26 protein-coding genes and 1 pseudogene are annotated in these 19,157 nt (G+C 60.8%); 19 read left to right on the top strand and 8 right to left on the bottom strand.

Going from position 1 to position 19,157, the window contains the following annotated elements; genetic code table 11:
- Positions 1-9: 9 nt before the first annotated feature.
- From AC1HIL_RS41620 to AC1HIL_RS41605, 4 genes are all read left to right on the top strand, one after another.
- Positions 10-1,104: a hypothetical protein gene (locus AC1HIL_RS41620; RefSeq protein ID WP_479669711.1), complete on the top strand. Its 1,095-nt coding sequence runs from the start codon at positions 10-12 to the stop codon at positions 1,102-1,104.
- Between the two features lie 70 nt (positions 1,105-1,174).
- Positions 1,175-1,762 carry a type 4 pilus major pilin gene (locus AC1HIL_RS41615; protein WP_479669712.1) on the top strand — a complete coding sequence of 196 codons (588 nt, stop codon included), beginning with the start codon at positions 1,175-1,177 and terminating at the stop codon, positions 1,760-1,762.
- Between the two features lie 25 nt (positions 1,763-1,787).
- Positions 1,788-3,476 (top strand): hypothetical protein, encoded by a 1,689-nt coding sequence (locus AC1HIL_RS41610; protein WP_479669713.1) that lies wholly within the window; start codon positions 1,788-1,790, stop codon positions 3,474-3,476.
- Positions 3,477-3,546: 70 nt separating this feature from the next.
- On the top strand, positions 3,547-4,041 hold the full coding sequence (locus AC1HIL_RS41605) for a hypothetical protein (RefSeq protein ID WP_479669715.1): 495 nt from the start codon (positions 3,547-3,549) through the stop codon (positions 4,039-4,041).
- Between the two features lie 92 nt (positions 4,042-4,133).
- On the opposite strand, the gene AC1HIL_RS41600 is transcribed toward AC1HIL_RS41605, so the two are convergent.
- The gene (locus tag AC1HIL_RS41600) at positions 4,134-4,580 is read right to left on the bottom strand and encodes a hypothetical protein (RefSeq protein ID WP_479669716.1); all 447 of its coding nucleotides are present in this window, start codon (positions 4,578-4,580) and stop codon (positions 4,134-4,136) included.
- Between the two features lie 97 nt (positions 4,581-4,677).
- Here AC1HIL_RS41600 and AC1HIL_RS41595 point away from each other — a divergent pair, with 97 nt between their 5' ends.
- Positions 4,678-4,914 carry a helix-turn-helix domain-containing protein gene (locus tag AC1HIL_RS41595; protein ID WP_479669717.1) on the top strand — a complete coding sequence of 79 codons (237 nt, stop codon included), beginning with the start codon at positions 4,678-4,680 and terminating at the stop codon, positions 4,912-4,914.
- On the opposite strand, the gene AC1HIL_RS41590 is transcribed toward AC1HIL_RS41595, so the two are convergent.
- From AC1HIL_RS41590 to AC1HIL_RS41565, 6 genes and pseudogenes are all read right to left on the bottom strand, one after another.
- Positions 4,911-5,777, bottom strand: coding sequence for an MqnA/MqnD/SBP family protein (locus AC1HIL_RS41590; RefSeq protein WP_479669718.1), 867 nt, complete (start codon positions 5,775-5,777; stop codon positions 4,911-4,913). The genes AC1HIL_RS41595 and AC1HIL_RS41590 overlap by 4 nt on opposite strands.
- A gap of 10 nt (positions 5,778-5,787) precedes the next feature.
- Entirely contained in the window at positions 5,788-6,294 is a 507-nt protein-coding gene (locus AC1HIL_RS41585; RefSeq protein WP_479669719.1) for a hypothetical protein, read from the bottom strand.
- A 159-nt stretch (positions 6,295-6,453) separates the two neighbouring features.
- Positions 6,454-7,476: pseudogene (locus AC1HIL_RS41580) on the bottom strand (3-deoxy-7-phosphoheptulonate synthase); the annotation flags it as partial.
- A 27-nt stretch (positions 7,477-7,503) separates the two neighbouring features.
- Positions 7,504-7,857, bottom strand: coding sequence for a hypothetical protein (locus tag AC1HIL_RS41575; protein WP_479669720.1), 354 nt, complete (start codon positions 7,855-7,857; stop codon positions 7,504-7,506).
- A gap of 23 nt (positions 7,858-7,880) precedes the next feature.
- The gene (locus AC1HIL_RS41570) at positions 7,881-8,339 is read right to left on the bottom strand and encodes a lytic transglycosylase domain-containing protein (RefSeq protein WP_479669721.1); all 459 of its coding nucleotides are present in this window, start codon (positions 8,337-8,339) and stop codon (positions 7,881-7,883) included.
- A 35-nt stretch (positions 8,340-8,374) separates the two neighbouring features.
- Positions 8,375-9,028 (bottom strand): YcbK family protein, encoded by a 654-nt coding sequence (locus AC1HIL_RS41565; protein WP_479669722.1) that lies wholly within the window; start codon positions 9,026-9,028, stop codon positions 8,375-8,377.
- 65 nt (positions 9,029-9,093) lie between these two features.
- On the opposite strand from AC1HIL_RS41565, the gene AC1HIL_RS41560 reads away from it, so the two are divergent.
- From AC1HIL_RS41560 to AC1HIL_RS41505, 12 genes are all read left to right on the top strand, one after another.
- Entirely contained in the window at positions 9,094-10,398 is a 1,305-nt protein-coding gene (locus tag AC1HIL_RS41560) for a TrbI/VirB10 family protein (protein WP_479669723.1), read from the top strand.
- 10 nt (positions 10,399-10,408) lie between these two features.
- Complete coding sequence (gene trbJ, locus AC1HIL_RS41555) at positions 10,409-11,197, top strand: P-type conjugative transfer protein TrbJ (RefSeq protein ID WP_479669725.1); 789 nt, start codon at positions 10,409-10,411, stop codon at positions 11,195-11,197.
- Positions 11,197-11,409 carry an entry exclusion lipoprotein TrbK gene (gene trbK, locus AC1HIL_RS41550; protein WP_479669726.1) on the top strand — a complete coding sequence of 71 codons (213 nt, stop codon included), beginning with the start codon at positions 11,197-11,199 and terminating at the stop codon, positions 11,407-11,409. The genes trbJ and trbK overlap by 1 nt, the downstream gene beginning before the upstream one ends.
- A 110-nt stretch (positions 11,410-11,519) precedes the next feature.
- A complete protein-coding gene (gene trbL / locus AC1HIL_RS41545; RefSeq protein WP_479669727.1) occupies positions 11,520-13,025 on the top strand; it encodes a P-type conjugative transfer protein TrbL in 1,506 nt (501 codons plus the stop codon).
- Positions 13,026-13,038: 13 nt separating this feature from the next.
- Complete coding sequence (locus AC1HIL_RS41540) at positions 13,039-13,338, top strand: TrbM/KikA/MpfK family conjugal transfer protein (RefSeq protein ID WP_479669728.1); 300 nt, start codon at positions 13,039-13,041, stop codon at positions 13,336-13,338.
- Positions 13,339-14,116: 778 nt separating this feature from the next.
- Entirely contained in the window at positions 14,117-14,812 is a 696-nt protein-coding gene (locus AC1HIL_RS41535; protein ID WP_479672832.1) for a TraX family protein, read from the top strand.
- Positions 14,813-14,866: 54 nt separating this feature from the next.
- Positions 14,867-15,097: a hypothetical protein gene (locus AC1HIL_RS41530; RefSeq protein WP_479669730.1), complete on the top strand. Its 231-nt coding sequence runs from the start codon at positions 14,867-14,869 to the stop codon at positions 15,095-15,097.
- Entirely contained in the window at positions 15,094-16,014 is a 921-nt protein-coding gene (locus AC1HIL_RS41525) for an ATPase (RefSeq protein WP_479669731.1), read from the top strand. Before AC1HIL_RS41530 ends, AC1HIL_RS41525 begins: the two co-directional genes overlap by 4 nt.
- Positions 16,015-16,055: 41 nt before the next feature.
- Positions 16,056-16,574: a thermonuclease family protein gene (locus AC1HIL_RS41520; RefSeq protein WP_479669732.1), complete on the top strand. Its 519-nt coding sequence runs from the start codon at positions 16,056-16,058 to the stop codon at positions 16,572-16,574.
- Positions 16,571-16,993: a hypothetical protein gene (locus AC1HIL_RS41515; RefSeq protein ID WP_479669733.1), complete on the top strand. Its 423-nt coding sequence runs from the start codon at positions 16,571-16,573 to the stop codon at positions 16,991-16,993. Before AC1HIL_RS41520 ends, AC1HIL_RS41515 begins: the two co-directional genes overlap by 4 nt.
- Positions 16,994-17,063: 70 nt before the next feature.
- Positions 17,064-17,471 (top strand): hypothetical protein, encoded by a 408-nt coding sequence (locus AC1HIL_RS41510; RefSeq protein WP_479669734.1) that lies wholly within the window; start codon positions 17,064-17,066, stop codon positions 17,469-17,471.
- A gap of 11 nt (positions 17,472-17,482) precedes the next feature.
- On the top strand, positions 17,483-18,136 hold the full coding sequence (locus AC1HIL_RS41505) for a response regulator (protein ID WP_479669735.1): 654 nt from the start codon (positions 17,483-17,485) through the stop codon (positions 18,134-18,136).
- 4 nt (positions 18,137-18,140) lie between these two features.
- Here the strand turns inward: AC1HIL_RS41505 and AC1HIL_RS41500 are convergent, their stop codons facing one another.
- The gene (locus AC1HIL_RS41500) at positions 18,141-18,503 is read right to left on the bottom strand and encodes a hypothetical protein (protein WP_479669737.1); all 363 of its coding nucleotides are present in this window, start codon (positions 18,501-18,503) and stop codon (positions 18,141-18,143) included.
- 245 nt (positions 18,504-18,748) lie between these two features.
- Between AC1HIL_RS41500 and AC1HIL_RS41495 the strand changes: the two genes are divergently transcribed.
- Both AC1HIL_RS41495 and AC1HIL_RS41490 read left to right on the top strand, forming a co-directional pair.
- Positions 18,749-18,958, top strand: coding sequence for a hypothetical protein (locus AC1HIL_RS41495; protein WP_479669738.1), 210 nt, complete (start codon positions 18,749-18,751; stop codon positions 18,956-18,958).
- Positions 18,955-19,137 carry a hypothetical protein gene (locus AC1HIL_RS41490; protein ID WP_479669739.1) on the top strand — a complete coding sequence of 61 codons (183 nt, stop codon included), beginning with the start codon at positions 18,955-18,957 and terminating at the stop codon, positions 19,135-19,137. The genes AC1HIL_RS41495 and AC1HIL_RS41490 overlap by 4 nt, the downstream gene beginning before the upstream one ends.
- The last annotated feature ends 20 nt before the right edge of the window (positions 19,138-19,157 follow it).

Below are 19,157 nucleotides of genomic sequence, written 5' to 3'. Positions count from 1 at the left end.
AACCCTCGAATGTTTCACCGCGCCGCCTTCCTCTTCTGCCGCTTTCTCTGGTCTTTCAAGCGCGCTCATTTCTATCGCGACCTTGCGGATGCGTTGCGACGCAAGGTTGCCGTGCGGGACTTCCTGGTAACGCAGGCAGCGAACGCACGCATGCTCAAGGACTACGAGGATGTCGCCGTCTACAAGGCGATGTCTGGGCGCCTTGACGAGGGCAACGGCGGCACTTACGCAGAGCTCCTTCGCGGGATCTGCCCTCTCTCCGATCAACTGCTGCTGGCGGCCATAGACGACGCGGGGCAAAAGCAAGAAGACGCGTTCCAGATGTGCGCCAACGCCGTCGAGTTCCAGCTGCGAACGTTGAAGACCGTTTCGTTCAACCTCGTGGTGCCGCTGATCGCCATCGTGCTTTCCGCCGTGATGTGCGGCGTGGTGTCCGAAATCGTTGTGGCGATCGCCAAGGATGCGCCGGCCGGCGTTTGGACCGGCTTCAACGGATTCGTGCGAGCCCTCGCAGAAGGAATCTATGCCCACGGCGTGACCATCTCGCTGGTGGTTGTCGCGTCCATCGTCAGCGTCGGGGTGCTGCTCCCGCGCTGGTACGGCGGCACTCGACTGCGGCTCGAGAGCTGGCCGGCATTCGGGCTGTATCGCGACTTCAACGCGTCCATCGTCCTGAGCTCCATGGCGCTCATGATCAAGGCCGGCAAGACCATGCGCGAAGCACTGGATGCGATTCGCATCACTGCCCGGCCGTGGCTGCGCTGGCACCTGGGGCGAATCATTCGCTCGCTCGAGGACAACCCGACCGACTACATCAGTGCATTTGGCGAAGGCCTCATGCCTCCCAGTGTTCGCGGCCGGCTCGCCAGCCTCTTGGACTCCTCTGCTTCCTTCTCCGATGCACTCGTGACCTTGGGCACTTCGGAGATCGGCCGTCTCGAGAGGCGCGTCGAGCACTCATCCGTGGCCATGAGCTACAGCCTCAGCGTGGCGGCACTTTCGCTGTGCCTCGTCCTGAGCATCGGCGTTTCGACGATCGCCTCCGCACTGGCGCGCGAGGCAGATCCGAATCGGCTTCTCCTCGAGAAGTATCGAAAGTCCTGATGGGGCGATCGAGTTTTTTGTCAGCCGGGGAATAGTCCCCATTTTTCTTGCCAACCACTGGAGTCTTTTCATGACGAACACCGCAAAGTCCCACAACGATCATTCCAAGCGCAACCGCCGCGGCGGTAGCCCGCGCAAGCAGCGAGGCTTCATCATCAGCGTGCTGTTGGCGCTGGTCGTCGGCGCAATCATCGCCGTCATCTTCTACAACCAGTACAGCGACTCGAACAAGAAGGTCCGCGTAGAAGCCGCCGTTGGCGAGATCACCCCGATCATCGCCTCGGCGCAGAAGGTCTACGGCAGCGTGAATCAATACGGGGCGGTCACGACCGCGATCGCGGTGCGCACCGGCGTCATCCCGGAGCGCATGCGGGTCGGGACCGGCACCACTGCGCAAAACCGCTACTACGGTGCAGTCACGTTCACGCCGGCGACGATCACCACGGCGAACGACTCGCTGACACTCGGCTATGACCGCGTGGCCAAGGACGACTGCCAGGAGCTGGTGATCAACCTGATTCCCCTGGCGCGTCGCATTCAGGTCGGCACCACCGACGTGAAGCCTGCAGACGCCCAGATCAACGTGGCAACGCTCGCGACTGCCTGCGATGCCGCGGCGACCAGTCTGCTGAACGTCACCTTCGGCCGCGGCCAGTAACAAGAGTCCTCGATTGGGCGACGCCATGACCACCAAGATCCGATCGCGCCGTAGACAAGCTCAGGGAGGGTTCGCGATCCTCTCGGTTCTCCTCTCCCTGATCGTTCTCGCATTGATCACGGCCGCTCAGATCGAGGCTCAGCGACTGGAGCAACAGCGAACCGCCGGGCGCCTGCAGGGCGACGTGCTCAACCTCATCAAGGATGCGGTCAACACGTACACGATGGAGAACTACCCGGCGCTTCAAACAAACCTGGCCGTGACGAAGGGGACCGTCACCCTTGCACCAGGCACTGCCAACGGGCAGACCTTCGCACCCACCATCGCAAATCTTGTCGCGATGGGCTATCTCCCAACCGGCACGACCGCCACCGCGCAGCTGAACTCTGGCACCTACCGGTCTGCGCTGTCACGGCTTCCTGCAGGATGCACCGGTTCTACATGCAACATCACGGGCAGCGTCTTCATCGATCTGCCGATCCGTACAGCAGGAACTACGAACTTCGCATCCGTGCCGATCGGAGCACTCATCGAGCGCGTCGGCGGCGATGTGCTCGTCGCGCTTCCAACCAATCCGGCCAACCTGCAGGGCGTGAATGGGGTGACCTTCGCAAACCCAGTTGGCACGGCGGAGGGGGTCGTGGGGGCCCGCGTCGGCTTCGGCGCCAGTGGTTTCGGGCGCTTTCTGGTCATCAACGACCCGAGAGATCCCAACTTTCAGGGGAATCTCACGGTACGTCAAAACCTGAGCATTGGTGGCACCTCTACGTTCACGGGCCCCGTGACCGTGAACAACACTCTGTCGACGACCGGTAACGTCAACGTCAACAACTGCGTGCGGCTTCAGTCGGACGGCCGCGGCGGCTTCAATTGTCTCGACCCCAACGATCTTCCGGCAGGTTGGAGCGGCGGCGTGCGGGCGAACGATGTGGTGGCCGGCGGGAGTCTCATGGCCTCAGACAACCCGGCAGGCTGGTCTCCAACCGCGGCGGGCAAGTGGACCGTGATATCGCGCGACGCGACCGAAGCATTTGTGCAAACAACAGGCCGAATGGCAGCAAACCGGCTGGTGCCGACCGGAAGCTATGCGCCGGGCTCGGCGTGCTCCGAACCAGGTGCCTTCGGCCGCTCGAGCACAGATCCCACCGGCGTTATGTGCTCGAACTCGGTATGGACCCGCATCGTGAACCTCGCCACGCCTGGCGGCGCATGTCCTACCAACGGTCAAGGTGCCGTCGATGTGAGCGGTCGTCAGCTCTACTGCTTCAACGGCACCTGGAATCTCATGCTCGACTTCTTCCCACCCGGCACTCCGGGCGCCGCATGCGCTCGCGCCGGATCGATCGGCTACCAGGTCCCGATCATCGGCGGTGGGGCGACCGCGAGTGTTTGCCGTGCCAATCCCACTGGCGGAGGCCTTCGCTGGTTCCGCGTGCAGGACATCACGACCCACCTCCCGTTCATCACAGCCTACGAGGTCACGCACGGCATGGTGGTTGCCAAGCCGACTTGCGACATCGCACCTGGTCAAACCGCCACGCCAATTCCGTACCTGATCGGCAAAGCAGAGTCGTCCAGCGACGGCGGCTTCTCCCGCTTCTTGATTGACCAGGGCAACTCATGGCTCGTTCAACTCACCAACGGCGCCGGCGGGGCGCTGCAAGCCTCGCCCTCGGCCAGCGCCATCCTCCAGATCTACTGCAATGTCCTGTGAGAAAGGAGGCGGCCAACATCCGGCCACATTTTCGGCTTCCCCTCTTTATCAACTTCATGGAGATGAATACATGAACCACCCCAAAGCCGCGCTCATGCGCGGCCTGGCGATCGCAGTCCTGGCGTTGACGGTTGGGCACGCAGCCTATGCGCAGCGGATCCCGGCCAGCGCGTCGGACAGCGGACGTCGCGCCGTGGTTGCCGTCGACCAAAGCAACATCTACAACAGCATCAACAACGCGAACAACACCGCCAACTATGCCTACTCGGTGGCCAACAACGCGCAGAACACGGCGAACTACGCCGAAAGTCGCGCGGCCGATGCGCAAGCAAAGGCGAACGAGGCCTCCGGCGGCCTGAAGGTTGCGGGAACTTTCGAAATCGGGTCGGCCGCCCAGGGAGCCTGGATGGCACGCGGCCTCTGCCTCTACAACTTCGGCGGGTCTCACAACCTTTCGGCCTACGGGCTTTACAACCCTTGCCCCGGCGGCTCGGGGCCGTGGGTCTCCACCCTCGTCCAAGGCGGCGCTGGTGGTGGTGAAGGTGGCGGTGGCGGCGGGACCTAAGGGCCTGCACAGCTAGCCGCGCCGGCCAGCTGGCCGGCCATAAAAAAGGGGCGGGAAGCGCAAGCTCCCCGCCCCTTACTTACTCGGGCTGCTCAGATGCGCCGAATATTCCGAATCGTCGGCTCCTGAGCAAACGGTGCATTGGGCGTCAGGCCCGGGCGGACAAACGCAGCGCCAGGTACGCTGGCATCAAGCGGTAGGTGATACCGAATGGTTCGACAGGACGTCATCTTGCCAGGCTGCGTCACAACAAGGAACTGACCCTCGCGCGCCACCCGTACGTCGGTCGTGCCCGCCCAGCACGGATCTGCAAGAACCGAGCTCACTTGCATGTTCGCAACGCCGCTGCCATCCCCACGCTCAGTGACGGTCACCGAGATAGTTGTCCAGCGATAGCCAGCGCCTTCGCCACTCACGACGGGAAAGTCGACGAGCCAGCTTGAAACGCTGCTCGGCTTGGAAGTCGCAGCACACCCCGAGGCGAGCGCCACGACGGTGGCCAGCGATGCAACCAGAATCGATCGAGAGAAATGCGACATCAGTGCCTCCAATGGGGATACTCTATCCCGCCACCGTGATTTTCTCATGGAGTCGTAGCAAATACAATTGCTATGCCGTGAATCCCAGTATCCAATCATGACCTCCGTTGCACCAAAGGCACTCAACCTTCAGGACGTCGAGCAGGAGCTGGCCGATCTCGGCAAGAAGCTTCGTGGCGCACGCGTTGCGAAGGGATGGACTCAGGCGGAAATGGCCGGCCTGATTGGGATCTCAATACCCTCGTACCAGGCCATGGAGTCGGGCACAGGAAAAGGTGCGCTGTGGACTTGGGTCTGGGCGTGCGCCGTTCTCGAACTGAAGCTCGGCCTCTAGGCAGGCGAGGTCATAGCGGCATTGCCGAATCCCTCGACGTTTTTGGGCAAGAGTTCTTCCATCCGCCGAATCCCGGCTTCGCATTCGGGCCCAAGTGCGTACTCAAAGTTTCCATGGAGCGCGCATACCGCACGCGCTTCCAGAATCAGTTGGTGTCGCTGCAGATGGCGCTCGATTGCGCGCAGAGGATCTTGCCGGTACAGCGCCATGGCGTGGTGTAAACGGGCATCCATCGCCGACATTTCGTCATCCGTGTGCGTGGCATGGGCTACCCAGACGGCACTGATGATGGGCGTACCTTGCCAGCTCCACCATTCTTGGCCGAGGTCGTAGCAATAGGCGAAGCGACGTCGCGAGCTCTCTTCGAAGGCCTGGTTCTGGATGAGCAGCCGCGGCGTCGTTGCGTCCAACGGATCGACGTTGCGCCGCCACGCGCCGATCTTCAGCTTGTGCTTTTCCTTGAGGATCACCTCGAGTACCCGGACGGACGTGGTGGTTTCGTCACAGACGGCGATGTCCGCACCATTGAGCTGCTCGATCGGAACCTGGCTGAAGAATCGGACGCTTCCTGCTTGGCCACGATAGGCAATACCCCACGGTCCGACTCTGCGCCAATCTGCGCGCAGTGCAAACCAGTCGGCCACCGCCATCGGCGTGAAGTCAATCGCGCCTCGCTCGGCGAGTGTCCGTACGCCGCTCGATTCGCAGGTCACAAGCTCTACCGGCCAAGCGTCGGAGTTGCAGTAATTGGGAATCCACGGAATTGAACTGAAGTGTCCGACAGCGGAGCGCTTATGCGACGCTACCGGCAGAGACTCAGATGCGCCTGTGGACGGCAGGTGGTGGGGGCGTTGGGCAAGCATGACGGGTCCTTCAGCGCTCGATGGTTACGGCTGGCGTGGTGATTGGCGTGCAGTTGCCGGTGTCGGTGTCAGTCGCCCATCTCAGCGCGCTGGCAAGGCGGATGACCTCTGCGGCTGGCAGCTGGAGCCGCCGACCGCCGCGCGATGGAGTTGACTGGAGCTCGGAGATTTCCAACTTGATTCCGGTGGTGCGAGGCCCGAACCATGGCTCGACTGGCGCGATGAGGAGAACCCGCTGGTTGGCGCCCTCGATCCGGATCGGCTTCGAGCGAATACCACTTGCTTCGAGAGCCTGGATGAGCACAGTACAGTCGACCTTGTGCAGTCGGATTGAGAAGGGCATCGTGGCTACCGCCTGAAATGCGATCGGCACCCACGAAGACGCATCAATCGCCAGATGAAAATGATTCGCCTCTGACGTGTTGCGGCAAACTGGCCCGGGGTATATCGACAGGCCTAGGAGTTCGCTCCCCGTGCCTCGGAAGACGAGTTCGTGCTCTAGAGGGTCGTCTTGCATCTACGCCTCCGAGCTTTGCGGTTGAGTGGGGTGCGTCGGGTATGCGTCGACCAGGTCGAGAAAGGCTGAGTCGGGACTTGCAGATCCCGCGGTCCAGACGAAGGAAGGTTCGACCGGCCCCGCCTTAAGCGGCACAGCCGCGATGGCAAGGGCGGCCGCACTTCTGCGCAGCCGAACCGCCTGCGACAGCGTCTCGAGCACCTGGGTCGAATCGTCCCAACCCAGGCAGGCGTCGGTGATGCTCTTGCCGTACTCGAGGCCCGCGATCCTGTCCTTGCCGGGCGTGAACTTCTGGGCGCCGGCCTGCAAGTGGCTCTCGACCATCACGCCGAACACGCGGCGCGAACCGCCGGCGATCTGGTCGGCGATGTCCTTCGCGACGTCGATCTGCTTCTGGTGCTGCTTGGAGCTGTTGGCATGGCTGCAATCGACCATCAGCGTGGGCGGCAGCTTGGCCGCCTCGAGGTCCTTGCAGGCCGCCTCGACGCTGGCCGCGTCGTAGTTGGGCGCCTTGCCGCCGCGCAGGATCACGTGGCAGTCGCGGTTGCCGTTGGTCTGCACGATCGCGACCTGGCCGTTCTTGTGCACCGAGAGGAAATGGTGGCCGCGGGCCGCGGCCTGGATGGCGTCGGTGGCGATGCGGATGTTGCCGTCGGTGCCGTTCTTGAAGCCGATCGGCGCCGACAGCCCCGAGGCCAGCTCGCGGTGCACCTGGCTCTCGGTGGTGCGCGCGCCGATCGCGCCCCAGGCGATCAGGTCGCCGATGTACTGCGGCGAGATCACGTCGAGGAATTCGCTGCCCGCCGGCAGGCCCAGGCGGTTGATGTCGATCAGCAGCTGGCGCGCGATGCGCAGGCCCTCGTCGATGCGGTAGCTCTCGTCGAGGTAGGGGTCGTTGATCAGACCCTTCCAGCCGACCGTGGTGCGCGGCTTCTCGAAGTACACGCGCATCACGATCTCCAGCGTGTCGGCGTACTTCTCGCGCTCGACCTTGAGGCGGCGCGCGTAGTCGAGCGCGGCGGCCGGGTCGTGGATCGAACAGGGGCCCATCACCACCAGCAGCCGGTCGTCCTTGCCGCCCATGATGTTGTGGATGATGCGGCGCGTGCGCGCGATCAACGCCTCGACATGCGTCCCGTGAATTGGGAAAAAGCGGAGCAGGTTCTCGGGCGGCGCGAGTAGATGGTGAACTGCGTTCATCAGACCTCCTCAATGACTCTGCGTGCGCGCAAGCGGACGGCGCGTGCTCGACAGCGCCTGACTGCACTGCTGGCGCAGTTCCAAGTAGCTGGAGGTCAGTTCCTCCACGCCGCGCGGGGAGCGCCGATTGCGTTGCTCGAAGATCTCCGTGGCTGCGGCCAATGCGCTGTTCGCGAACGCGGCGCCAGCGGCGTCCGCGTTTTCCGGAGCGTTGTCCAACATGTAGGTGCAATGGTCACCCTCAGCGTGGAATCGCTGCAATGCAGGGGAGGGTGGCGTGAGCACCTGCGCCACTGCGGCTGCAGTGAGAAGCAGAAGGCCTGAAAGAGCGACGAAAATTTGAGGTGTTTTGAGAATTGACATGCTTGATTTCATGGTTCGATGAATTACTTAGGAAGAGCGTTCCAGCTCTGCAGGACTCGGTAGATCTGCGCTGCATAGCGATCGCGATTCGCCGGAGTCCGCGAGTGGTAGGTACCGACAGCAAGCCAGGTGTTGCCGTACTGACGCACTTGCCTAGCGAGATGCCAGGCGGTGACGTAGGTATTTGTGCAGCCATCGAGCAGGAGCTCACGAGTGACGCCGTAGCGCGCCAGCTCTGGCAGATGGACAGAGTTCAACTGCCCAAGGCCGAGATCGACAGAACCGTTGCGGTTGTGATTGATCGCGAGAGCATTGCCTCTGGATTCATGAAAGATGATCGCCTTGAGGATCCACGGATTGACCTCGTGGTATGCGGCGGCGGCATTGATGCATCTGAGTTGCTGTTCGGCAGATTCGCCTTCAGCCCTGGTCGCCCCTGCATGCGTTGATAGCAGCAGGGCGATGAGGAGGGGAGCGAGCATCGAGCACGCGTGGCGGGAAAGGCCATGGAGCCTCGTCACGACTCTTGGCCTCCGCCTCGCCAGAATGCAGGCTTACGCCCAACATCCCAATGGACGTGGCGAGCGTAGAGGCCTACGCCCCCTGCTCCGAAGGCGAGGCACATGGAGGCGTAGACGCCGAGAGATACCCCCACCATGTGACCGTCAAGCGCTTCGCCGCTTAGATGCCTGCTGCCAGGCGCTCCACGAACGATCAAGTTCGTCCGCGGCGTCCTGAGACCGTTCGTGATGATCGTCTCAGTGCGCTTGCGCTCGGCGCCAAGGAACCAAGCCTGTGTGCCGTACACAAGATCGAAGGCGCGAGGATCCATTTGCACGGCCTTGTTTTCGCGTGCGTCGCGGGTGAGCGTGCATAAGGCGAAGTACTCCGGCATGACGAACGCGCCGTCACGCCAGTACACAAATTCACCCCGCTCGCCGGTGGATGCGTTCCTGACGTTGATGGCCCTGGGCTGCGTCCAGAAGCCTGGCTGCGCACCAGGCGACTCTCCAGCTGACCATGACTTTCTCGGAAGTACTCCAAGGAGAGAGGCGAGGCCGCCGACGAAGATCGCGCGCCGGCCCGGGCCGCGCACAGGTTGTGAAATTTGCATCGTCGTGCTCCGCAAATCCTTGTTCCACGCGCTCTCCCCGGGCAGCAGCCTAGGCATCGGCATTCCTTCGATATAACGAAACTGGCTGCTATAGTAGCAGGAAGGAATAGGAGTCACATGACATGGCCAACGCGGATCTGCTTTCTCCCGACGCATCCCCTTCTGAGGTCTCCGACAAGCGCATCGGGGTCAAGCGAGTCAACAATGTTCCTGTCGCGCTGATCCTCGGCGTTGCATTGGTCTTCCTGCTTGCGGTGATCCTGGTGGCCTCGAATCGCACTCAGCAGGCGAACGGCACGACGGAGGCCATCGACAAGGCCGGAGACTCTTCGCAAGCGGCAAAGGACATCGTGGGTGATCGTCTCGACGGCCAGATCGCGCCAAGACAGGTTGAACTCCCGCCTCCGTCTGTCCCGCCATTGCCGGCGGGAGCTCCCGCCCCGGAACTGGCCGTGCGCGATGAGTTCGCAGATCGCATGCGCGATCGGCGGCTCAGTGAGATGGAGAAAGCCACGAAGGCGAAGACGCGGTTGGACACGCAAGGCCTGGGCTCGACGCAATTGAGCGTTGGCGCACCTAGGTCCAGGGAGGAGGCGGCCGCGCGCATCGCCGCGGCCAACGGAGACGCCTCTGCGCAATACCGGAATCGCCTGAATCAGCTTCAAGCGACCGGGTTGGTTGGCCTGTCGGGTGGTGCGGCAAGCTTGGCAGGGACAGCAGTTTCGGGCCCGTCGATAGGGACGCCATCCCGGCGCGGAGATTTCGCACAGTTCGATGGCACAGAGGACCGATGGAAGCTGTCCTCCTCGCTTCAACCGCCGACTTCTCGCTTCGAGCTGCGCGCGGGATTCGTGATCCCGGCGACGTTGATCTCCGGCATCAACTCCGATCTACCGGGGCAGATCGTGGCGCAGGTTTCGCAGGACGTGTTCGATACCGCGACCGGGCGATTCAAGCTTATTCCTCAGGGAGCCCGTCTCGTTGGCTCCTACGGCAGCGAGCCGGCATTCGGACAGTCACGGGTACTCGTCGCCTGGCAAAGGATTGTCTTCCCGGACGGCAAGGCACTGGACATTGGCTCCATGCCTGGTTCCGATAGCGCTGGTTACGGCGGCTTTTCCGACAAGGTCGACAACCACTACTTCCGTGTTTTCGGTTCAGCGTTGCTGATGTCCGCCGTGGTTGCCGGCGTGACGTATAGCCAAGACGCCAACCAGTCGCAACAGAGCCTCGACGGCAACCGCCAGACGGCAGGCGGTGCGTTGAGCGAAGCGCTGGGACAGCAACTCGGGCAAGTGATGGCGCAGATGATCGCGAAGAATTTGAACGTCTCACCCACGCTTGAGATTCGTCCTGGATTTCGCTTCAACGTGATCGTCACAAAGGACCTCGCTTTCGAGAAGCCCTATGGCTCGTTTGACTATTGAAAGGAAGATCATGCTGGCACGGACAAATTTAGCGGCTAAATTTTCGGGTGTTCTGGCCGCATGGGCACTTGCCCTGGGCGCGGCGACGGCCGGAATTCCTGTTATCGACGGTGGCAATCTGGCGCAAAACGTCATGACGGCGATGGAAAGCATCGCGCAGACGGCGAAGCAAATCGAGCAGTACGAAAAACAGGTCCAGCAATATCGAACCCAGCTTCAGCAGTACGAAAACATGCTGCAGAACACCAAACGGCCGGTCCAGGAAATCTGGGATCAAGCCCAGGCGACGATCACCAATTTGCGCTCGGCGATCGACACGCTTGCTTATTACAAGCAGCGACTCGGCGACCTGGATGCCTACATCGGAAAATTTCAAGACGTCGATTACTACAAAAATTCACCGTGTTTTACGAGCGCTGGTTGCAGCGCCTCGACACGGGAGGCACTTCTGGCAGCGCAGCAGCGCGCGCAAACCGAGTCTCAGAAAAGGGCAAATGATGCTCTGTTCAAGGGCCTCGACAAGCAGCAAGATGCGCTGACTGCGGATTCGAGGACGCTGGAACGCCTGCAATCCGCTGCCAGAGGAGCGGACGGACAAATGCAGGCGCTGGGTTACGCAAATCAGTTGGCAAGTGCGTCAAGTAATCAATTGCTCCAGATTCGCGCGCTACTCATTGCGCAACAAAACTCCGTTGCGACACGTCAGCAAGCACTCAACGACCGAGAGGCAATGAAAGCCGCCGGTGACGCGAAGGCGTTCGGAGGAACCTTTTCATATCCAGCCAAGAAGACGTATTGATGCAAGCTACTAAGGCCGCCACGCTCCCATTCTTGCTATGTGCAGTCTTCGCCGCTGGATGCAACTCGCAGGAGCTGCCTCCTGTAACGGCGGAGAACTGCGAGGTTGCGCGGATCAAGGAAATGCAGGTTACGGAGGAAGAGCGCCGTGAGTTTGGTACCCGATGCGCTCATTCCGGAAGCTTCCAAAGCACTCCCTCGAAAACGTACTGAGGTAACCCATGCTCGGAACAAGCTCGCCACGCCGTCTGTGGTCCGCACCCATATTCGTAGCGCTCCTTCTCATGGCGGCGTTCGCCCATGCCCAAACGCAAACTGGCGTCTTGGACGATGTCACCGACAGATTTCAGGCTGCGGCCGCGCAGTGGGCGACCACCATTCAAAGCGCTGCGACATTCCTGTTTTGGTCTTTGGCGCTCATTTCTATGGTCTGGACATTTGGCACCCTCGCGCTGCGCCAAGCCGACCTATCTGAATTCTTCATGGAATTTATCAAATTCCTTGTATTTACAGGATTTTATTTCTGGTTGCTGACGAATGCGCCTGCCATAGCAACTGCAATCCTGAATTCAATGAAGCAACTTGGCTCAAACGCTGGCGGGAGTTCCGGGCTCACTCCTTCTGGAATTGTGGAGGTTGGATTTAAGGTATTTGACAAAGTGGTAGATGCGTCCACGATTCGAGATATTCCTGCGAGCCTTGCGGGAATTGCGATGGGCGCGGTGGTTTTGTGCGTGCTTGGGCTTGTTGCAATAAATATGGTCGTGCTTCTCATCTCCGCCTGGATCCTCGCTTACGCCGGGATTTTTTGGTTGGGCTTTGGCGGCGCGCGGTGGACCAACGACATTGCAATCAATTACTACAAAACTGTGCTGGCCACTGGGGGGGCACTTCTCGCCATGATTTTATTGGTCGGCATCGGGCAAACATTCATTAATGACTATTTCGCCCGACTGTCCACAGTGTCGCTGCGCGAAATGGCAGTGATGCTTATCGCCTCGATCGTGCTCCTCGTACTAACGAACAAAATTCCGTCGCTAGTCGGCGGCATCGTCACCGGAGGGAGCATCGGTGCAGCTGCTGCCATGGGGCAGGCTGGTACTGGAACGCTGATGGCGGCGGGTGCTGTGATGGGCGCGGCAGCCGCGGCGGCAGTGGGAGGGGCCGCATCTCTCGCCACCCGGGCCGCAGGGTGGGGTTCAGCGGCTTCCGCCGCGCTGGAAAGGGGTGGGACAGCTGACAGCGCCGGAAGCATCGGCGCGATGCCCTCGTCAATGGGTGGAGGCGCGAGCTCAAATGGCGCGGGCGCCTCTGCAGCTTCAGACATCGGGTCGCCAAGTCCATTGTCAGCGTCCATGGGCGACGCTGGGTCGGCTGCTGGTGCGCCAGCCGATGGAGAAGACACACCTCGGGCGGTCGCCGAACCTCCGACTCCCTCGGGAGAAGGGGAGGGGCCAGGGCCATCCGGGTCGCCGAGTCAGGCGACGCCTCCTCGCTCAGCCCTCGGCGCGCTGGGTGCAGGCATCGCGTCCGTCGCCAAGGCGCATGCAGGCATGGCGATGGACGCCGCGCGTCTGCGCGTCTCGCAGACCACTGGGGGCCGGGTAGCGGAGGAAATACGAAACCCGGGCAGCGCCGAGCAATTGCGCCAGCACACCGCGGACATTGCGCAATCGCAAACGGTGCAAGGCCGCGCAGCGGCAGCTCGAGCTTTCGCCTCAGGTGGAGTGATCTCGGGTGCCGCGGCAGGCGCCAACGGATCGGTCCCGCCCCTCGATTCGGCGGCTGCCCAAGCAGAGATTGACGCTTTCGCAAATCGAAAGAGCTAGAAGGGAAAGAGCCATGCCAAACACCAAGCGTTTCACAAGTGCCGTCTTACTCGCGGGCGTCATGATGAGCGGGTCCGCACTGACGCAGCAGCTTCCGATGCTCACAGGCGATCCGAAGCTGGCGTGCGAAGCGATCATGTGTCTCTCCTCAGGATCGCCGCCTCATGAATGTCAGCCGGCACTGAACCGCTTTTTCTCAATCAATCTATCGCGGCCCGAGCGGACCGTCGCCGAGCGGATGCGATTTCTGAACCAGTGCCCGATCCAGTTGGGGCCGACTGGACAGCAGTCGGGCGGCGGGTCACAGAAGTAGCAGCAATGGACGCCGGGACCGTCGCTTTGAAGCAGGAACGCGTCGTCTGCTCGGCAGCAGCGGCTCAAAGGTACGGCATCTCCCCGCGGTTGCTTCTCGCCGTCGCAGAGCAAGAAGGCGGCCGCCCTGGGCAGTGGGTTCGCAATCACAACGGCACCTTTGACGTCGGTAGCCTTCAATTCAACACGGCCTATCTGGCGGACTTGGCTCGTTTTGGGATCACTCCTGCCCATGTCGCCGCGCACGGTTGCTACCCCTACGAACTTGCGGCTTGGCGATTGCGAGGCCACCTCAACGAAGGCGGGGCTGATGTCTGGACCCTGGCGGCCAACTATCACTCTCGATCCCCATCGGCCAATGCACGGTATCGCGCGCGACTTGTAGCAAGAGCGGCGGACGGCGCCGTGATCCCGGGTGTGGCGTTCAGGAATGCTGCCCACACTGGTAGGGCCCCGGAAAGCGCGCTGGCCGCCGTTCGGGCAGCCGCACGAGCCGGTACTTCGGTTCCGGGATTTGGCGCCGTCAAGACGCCGCGCATCCGCGAAATTCGCCCCTAGCAGGTCTCCATGGAACATCTTCCGCGCTTAGTAAGCCGCGAGCCCTGGTGGCGCGTCCCGCCTGCCGCAGGCCAGGACGAAATGACCTGTGTCTGGGAATACCTCATGACCTGGTCCGACGGCACCTTCTCGGTGGATCCATCGAGGCCCACCGACGAAGAAATTCGTAACCGGAAGTCTTGCCGCCTTCCAGCTGGGCCGGAATTTAGCCGCTAAATCTTGTGACGATTCGGCTTCCAACGGTGCCCTTCTCGAGCGGGGCATTGACCTCGCTAAAGCTAATCGGACTGCTGTCGATGACCGTCGACCACATCAACAAGTACCTGTATCACGGTGCCTCAGAGGCGGCTTTCGCAATGGGTCGGCTAGCGCTGCCGATTTTCGTGAGCGTCGTGGCGGTGAACCTTGCGAAAGCGCGAGGACCACAGACATTCAGCCGGATGGCCCAGAGGCTTGCCGTCGCGGGTGTGGTCGCGACGCTCCCTTACTCGAAGCTGGGCGGGTTGCTGCACGCCGTTTATCCGTTCAATGTGCTCTTCACCCTCCTAATACTCGTCGGCGTGTTGTCGCTGCGGACGCAGGGCAGAGGCAAAACTGCGGCCATTGTTTTCCTGGGCGGCGGCGCGCTCGCTGAGTTTTGGTGGCCCGCGCTGATTCTGGGGGTGGGCGTTTTTGACTACTCGCGCCGGCCATCTATCGGCGCAGCGGTGACTGTGCTTGTAGGTTTCGCGGGCCTCTCGGTGATCAACGGGAATGGGTGGGCATTCTGCGCGCTTCCGCTCCTTGTCCTTGGCAGCCGCATTTGCTTTCCTCTTCCCCGAATGCGCCTTTTCTTTTATGCCTTCTACCCAGCTCATCTCTTCGCCATACTGATCGCACGGATACCTCTCGAACGTGCTGGCCATCTGTACTTGTAGCAAGCGGGCGCCCCTCTAGAGGAATACACTAGAGGTCGCATAGAAAGGCCGGCAATGAGCAAATCTCTCCTCGAACTTGCGATGTCCAGCGACTTCAATCGCCGCTTCGCCGAAGTGGTGGCGAAGGATGCTGCTGCCCGCAAGCGCAAGGGACTTCCTAGCGAGGCCGTCATTGATGGGCGAGTCTTCAAGCGCTTTCCCGACGGCACCCTTCAGCCGGTGAGTCCAGAACCCGCGAAGCGCGCCGCGGGCCAGGCGCCCCGAAAGCTCAGCAGAGCTGCATGAGCAGCGGCGCCGGCGCCGCACCGCCTCGTTTAACAATTTTCGCGGGTCCCAATGGCTCTGGAAAGAGCACCGTGGTCGAGGCAATGCGCAGCGACCCTGATTTCCCCGAGTACATCAACGCCGACGAAATTGCGGTTGCCAACTTTTCGCATGTTCCTGAGCAGGGCGAGCGAGATAGGCAGGCTGCCATAGAGGCGGACAGACGTCGGCATTCCGCACTCAATGAGGGGCGATCGTTTGCGTTCGAGTCCGTGCTTTCGGTTCCAGGCCGGATAGCCTTCATCGATGAGGCAAAGGCCAAGGGGTTCGTGGTCGAACTGGTGTTCGTGACCACCGGCAATCCCGATCTGAATGTGCTGCGGGCCACCACAAACGCTGAGCTGAACGATCGCCACCGAGTCGACGAGGCAAAAGTTCGGTCGCGCTACGAAGCCGCAATGCGACTTCTCCCAGCGCTTCTGCTCCGCGTCGACGAGGCAATCGTCTACGACAACAGCGTTCCCTTCGACATGGGGGGTCGGCCAATTCCAGTTGCCATCAAGGACGCCGAGGGCGTCAGATATCCAGAGGACGCCCCGTGGGTGTCGCAGCGGCTCAAAGGCCCGCTGGAAGCGCGCCAGGCCCGCCGACAGGCCTACGTAGCTGTGGCGGAGCAGGCAAGCCCAGGCAATGCAGTCTTAGACGCAAGGCTGGACGGTGACCCTGTTTATTCCGGGCTGATCGTCGATCTCTCGGATACCCTGGTGCTCCAGAGGCTGCAGGACCATCCTGACACCTTCATAGCTCACGACGTGCTGCTCATGAACGGCGCTCAACTCGAGGCGGGGAAAGCACGGGCAATTCCATATCGATTTGGCCCTGACGGGAAGCATCTTGCGACCTACCGACGGCCCACGTTGCACCTGCCGAAACCTTAGAGCCTCTCGATTATTTCGTTATATCGGTTGCATAATGGGCCATGCGACTGATTAATTGCGTGTTTGTTTTCGCTCTTTGGGCTTCTTGCGCGACTGCGAGATCTGCCGAATTCATAACCGTCAAGCTCGCTCGCGTCGTTGATGGCGACACCGTCGTGGTCGTGACGCCCAAGGGTCGCACGGAAAGGGTCAGGCTACTTGGGATCGATGCCCCGGAACGTGACCAGCCAGGCGGCGTCGAAGCGGCGGCATTGCTAACACGCCTGGTCGGCGTGGACTCGCTGCTCCTCGAGGTACCGCCTCGCGGATCTCGAGACTCGTATGGTCGGGTAATGGCAATTGCCCGCGTTCACGAACGAGGATCACCACTGAACCTTGATTTGATCGTTCAGGGGTACGCTTGGGCAGACCGGGCCCACGCTCCCTCACGCTGGCTTTTGGCCGAAGCGATAGCACGAGTGGAGAAGCGGGGGCTGTGGGCCACGCAACCCGCGATCCCACCGTGGGTCTGGCGACGTACCGCGAAGTCGCTCGAGGTCGCCAGCAGGAGGCAGCAATGAAGCCGCGGCGCCAGGTCGTAATCGAAGCGGTTGGGCCTGGGCGATCCTCAGGGTGGCAGGTCGAGTTCACGCTCGATGAAGACACGGCAGATCGTCTTCGGCAGTTGTGCTCCCTCGTCCCCGTCGTCGCACCCAGCATTCGCCAGCGCGATTTGATCATTGACAAGGTGCGCGCCCGGCTTCGGAAGGCGGAATGGCGCGTACCGCACGACCAACCAGGCGAGAACGTGTTCGACGCCTCAAGCATCGTGTTCTCGGCGGACGGCACATTCAGCTGCGTCGCACGCCATCGCGGCACGAACCAAAAGGTGCAAACGCGCGCCGTCGACGTTGCGCGCATTCTTCGACTCCACGATCAACTCCCAACGACGCTCCCGATCGTGATCGGCCATCGGACCTGGTCCCCCCCTTGCGACTAGGGCGATGAACCAAGTAACCTCTTGCCTTTACACAAGGGGATTAAAGTAAGAATTTAACTAAAGTCTCGGTATGGATGATCTTACCGAGGCTCGTCGAGCTGCGCTTCGTCGATTCGTAGGGGCTGAGGGTGGGCCGACCGCAGTCGGCGCCAAATACAACCTGTCGATTTCGAGGGTGAGCTATCTCTCGCAACTTATTTCCAAGGGCTCTAAACATCCCTTCGGTGAAAAAAGTGCGCGAAACTGGGAAACGGCTTTGCAAATGACCGGCCATCCGCTTTTACACCCCACCAAAGAGTCCGATCAGCGATCGAGCGCGCCACCCGATCCAGAAAGAATAATTCACCAGCTGGGCGAATTGCTGCGTCGAATAGAACCCGCCGAGCGGGAAGTTATAGCGAATGTATTGACAGCGTACGCGAAGCGTCCCCTTGCCGAACTCGGCACCGCCTTAATTACGCTGCTCAAGTCGGAATAAAGCGTATAAGCATGGAAATTCTGTTCGTCGAGGATCAACCTCTCATCTCCGAGCCAACCGCGCAAAAACTGAAGTTTAACGCTCTCGTGGGCCAAATCGAAATCGCGAGGGACGCGGCTACAGCTTTAAGACTCATCAAAGCGTTTCCGGAAAAATGGGATCTTATCCTTCTAGACCTCGATGTTCCGGGTGCTATCGGCCTGTCACTCGCAATGGAAATCGCGGCCCTCGACAAAGCCGGAATTACATGCATCATCACAGGCAATAGTCGCCATGACTACGTCGCGCAAGCAAAAGCCCACGGCTTTCTTGGATACATCCTCAAGACGAGCGAGGTTCAAGTCCTTGATGCAACGCTAGGGAAGATTCTAGCCGGCGAATCTGTTTTTCCCGAAACACCCGAAGGTGCGAGTGGAGATGTGATCCGCTTAACTGCGCTCCAAAAAGAGAAGCTGCTCTTAATGGCCGAAGGACTTAATACAAAGCAAATCGCTCGAAAATTGAAGGTGCATCCTTCGACGGTAAGCTATCACCTTGACTCGGCGTTTAAAGCTTTGGGCGTCAAAAGTCGGGTTCAGGCTGTGCACAAAGCAGCTCAGCTCGGCTTGATTAATCTGAACTTTCCCATCGCCGACCTTGAGGGAGAGGGCGACGAAGAAGAATAAGGATTCAGAGAATTTTCTCTCTGATCCTCCGTTGCGCTGCGATCTCGCCGGATAGCAGCGCCAACACTTCGCGAAAGCGGCTGCGAGAAATTTGCTGCATTTCGCATCCAAAATGCGCGAACAGTCGATCGCGACAACGCTGGGCAACTTTCGCTCGCTCGCTCCGGGAGCAAGGCAGAGCCGAAACCCTGATTACGATATCGATCGCGTGAAGTTGAGCCTCGGTGAGGCCAATATCGTCGACTGCGGTTGGTCGAAAAGGCGTCGTAACCTGAAATCCGCGTGGCGCTTTCATTTCGAGTCGATCTTTTACCGGCATGCCGTGGATGAAGGTGCGACATGCGCTTTTGAACAGCCACCATTGCACCACTAGCGACCACTCGACGCCATACCTCAAACATCTAGTCGCCACCTGAAATGGTAGGCCTCACCGAGGGACTAGATAAAGTCAGTAGTTGTCAGCGGGCAAAGTATCACTTAGCTTCACAAGTCATCTGTTGGTTGACTCACGAAGCCATGCAATCACACCATTCCGCCAAGCCTCCCCCGTTCCGCCGCCGGCGGCGAAGGGGGCATGCACGACGGCCTTCCAGGCACCTGATACCTGGCGCCTTGCGTTGCGACAACGACGTGCTCGATCACTTCGAGGACCTAGCCCGTACCCGCCATATGCAGATCGTGCTCGGCTCCACGCGGTCCTACGCGCTGAACGCCGGTCTCATCGCAATGGTGGTCTACGCAGTCTTCACCGGGCCTATCTCGCCGACCAGCTGGTGGGCCATCTTCGAAACCCTACTGCTTTCTTTTGGAGGAAGAACATGAACGAGCCGAGCTACAGCGATCAGCTGCCGGACCTGGTCAAGGAGAAATCGCGTGATGCGATGACGCCGGGATTTGCCGCCTGCTTCGACCCAGACGAGGCAGATGAGGCGGGAGCGTTTGTCGAGGACGCGATCTCGGAAACGGACGCGATCGAGAGTTCGATCGACCCGACGGCCTGACCAAACGCGACCGCTACTCA

The sequence above is a fragment of the Variovorax sp. ISS6 genome (assembly GCF_056523145.1).
This window is presented reverse-complemented; position numbering and strand designations above follow the sequence as displayed.

What these genes read in the sequence shown, in the direction of transcription:
- AC1HIL_RS41565 (WP_479669722.1), bottom strand. Translation starts at nt 9,028, where the DNA reads ATGCCTAGGCTGCTGCCCGGGGAGAGCGCGTGGAACAAGGATTTGCGG.
- AC1HIL_RS41570 (WP_479669721.1), bottom strand. Translation starts at nt 8,339, where the DNA reads ATGCTCGCTCCCCTCCTCATCGCCCTGCTGCTATCAACGCATGCAGGG.
- AC1HIL_RS41600 (WP_479669716.1), bottom strand. Translation starts at nt 4,580, where the DNA reads ATGTCGCATTTCTCTCGATCGATTCTGGTTGCATCGCTGGCCACCGTC.
- AC1HIL_RS41575 (WP_479669720.1), bottom strand. Translation starts at nt 7,857, where the DNA reads ATGTCAATTCTCAAAACACCTCAAATTTTCGTCGCTCTTTCAGGCCTT.
- AC1HIL_RS41505 (WP_479669735.1), top strand. Translation starts at nt 17,483, where the DNA reads ATGGAAATTCTGTTCGTCGAGGATCAACCTCTCATCTCCGAGCCAACC.
- AC1HIL_RS41520 (WP_479669732.1), top strand. Translation starts at nt 16,056, where the DNA reads ATGCGACTGATTAATTGCGTGTTTGTTTTCGCTCTTTGGGCTTCTTGC.
- AC1HIL_RS41515 (WP_479669733.1), top strand. Translation starts at nt 16,571, where the DNA reads ATGAAGCCGCGGCGCCAGGTCGTAATCGAAGCGGTTGGGCCTGGGCGA.
- trbJ (WP_479669725.1), top strand. Translation starts at nt 10,409, where the DNA reads ATGCTGGCACGGACAAATTTAGCGGCTAAATTTTCGGGTGTTCTGGCC.
- AC1HIL_RS41530 (WP_479669730.1), top strand. Translation starts at nt 14,867, where the DNA reads ATGAGCAAATCTCTCCTCGAACTTGCGATGTCCAGCGACTTCAATCGC.
- AC1HIL_RS41605 (WP_479669715.1), top strand. Translation starts at nt 3,547, where the DNA reads ATGAACCACCCCAAAGCCGCGCTCATGCGCGGCCTGGCGATCGCAGTC.
- AC1HIL_RS41490 (WP_479669739.1), top strand. Translation starts at nt 18,955, where the DNA reads ATGAACGAGCCGAGCTACAGCGATCAGCTGCCGGACCTGGTCAAGGAG.
- AC1HIL_RS41540 (WP_479669728.1), top strand. Translation starts at nt 13,039, where the DNA reads ATGCCAAACACCAAGCGTTTCACAAGTGCCGTCTTACTCGCGGGCGTC.
- trbK (WP_479669726.1), top strand. Translation starts at nt 11,197, where the DNA reads ATGCAAGCTACTAAGGCCGCCACGCTCCCATTCTTGCTATGTGCAGTC.
- AC1HIL_RS41595 (WP_479669717.1), top strand. Translation starts at nt 4,678, where the DNA reads ATGACCTCCGTTGCACCAAAGGCACTCAACCTTCAGGACGTCGAGCAG.
- AC1HIL_RS41585 (WP_479669719.1), bottom strand. Translation starts at nt 6,294, where the DNA reads ATGCAAGACGACCCTCTAGAGCACGAACTCGTCTTCCGAGGCACGGGG.
- AC1HIL_RS41560 (WP_479669723.1), top strand. Translation starts at nt 9,094, where the DNA reads ATGGCCAACGCGGATCTGCTTTCTCCCGACGCATCCCCTTCTGAGGTC.
- AC1HIL_RS41510 (WP_479669734.1), top strand. Translation starts at nt 17,064, where the DNA reads ATGGATGATCTTACCGAGGCTCGTCGAGCTGCGCTTCGTCGATTCGTA.
- AC1HIL_RS41615 (WP_479669712.1), top strand. Translation starts at nt 1,175, where the DNA reads ATGACGAACACCGCAAAGTCCCACAACGATCATTCCAAGCGCAACCGC.
- AC1HIL_RS41525 (WP_479669731.1), top strand. Translation starts at nt 15,094, where the DNA reads ATGAGCAGCGGCGCCGGCGCCGCACCGCCTCGTTTAACAATTTTCGCG.
- AC1HIL_RS41620 (WP_479669711.1), top strand. Translation starts at nt 10, where the DNA reads ATGTTTCACCGCGCCGCCTTCCTCTTCTGCCGCTTTCTCTGGTCTTTC.
- AC1HIL_RS41610 (WP_479669713.1), top strand. Translation starts at nt 1,788, where the DNA reads ATGACCACCAAGATCCGATCGCGCCGTAGACAAGCTCAGGGAGGGTTC.
- AC1HIL_RS41590 (WP_479669718.1), bottom strand. Translation starts at nt 5,777, where the DNA reads ATGCTTGCCCAACGCCCCCACCACCTGCCGTCCACAGGCGCATCTGAG.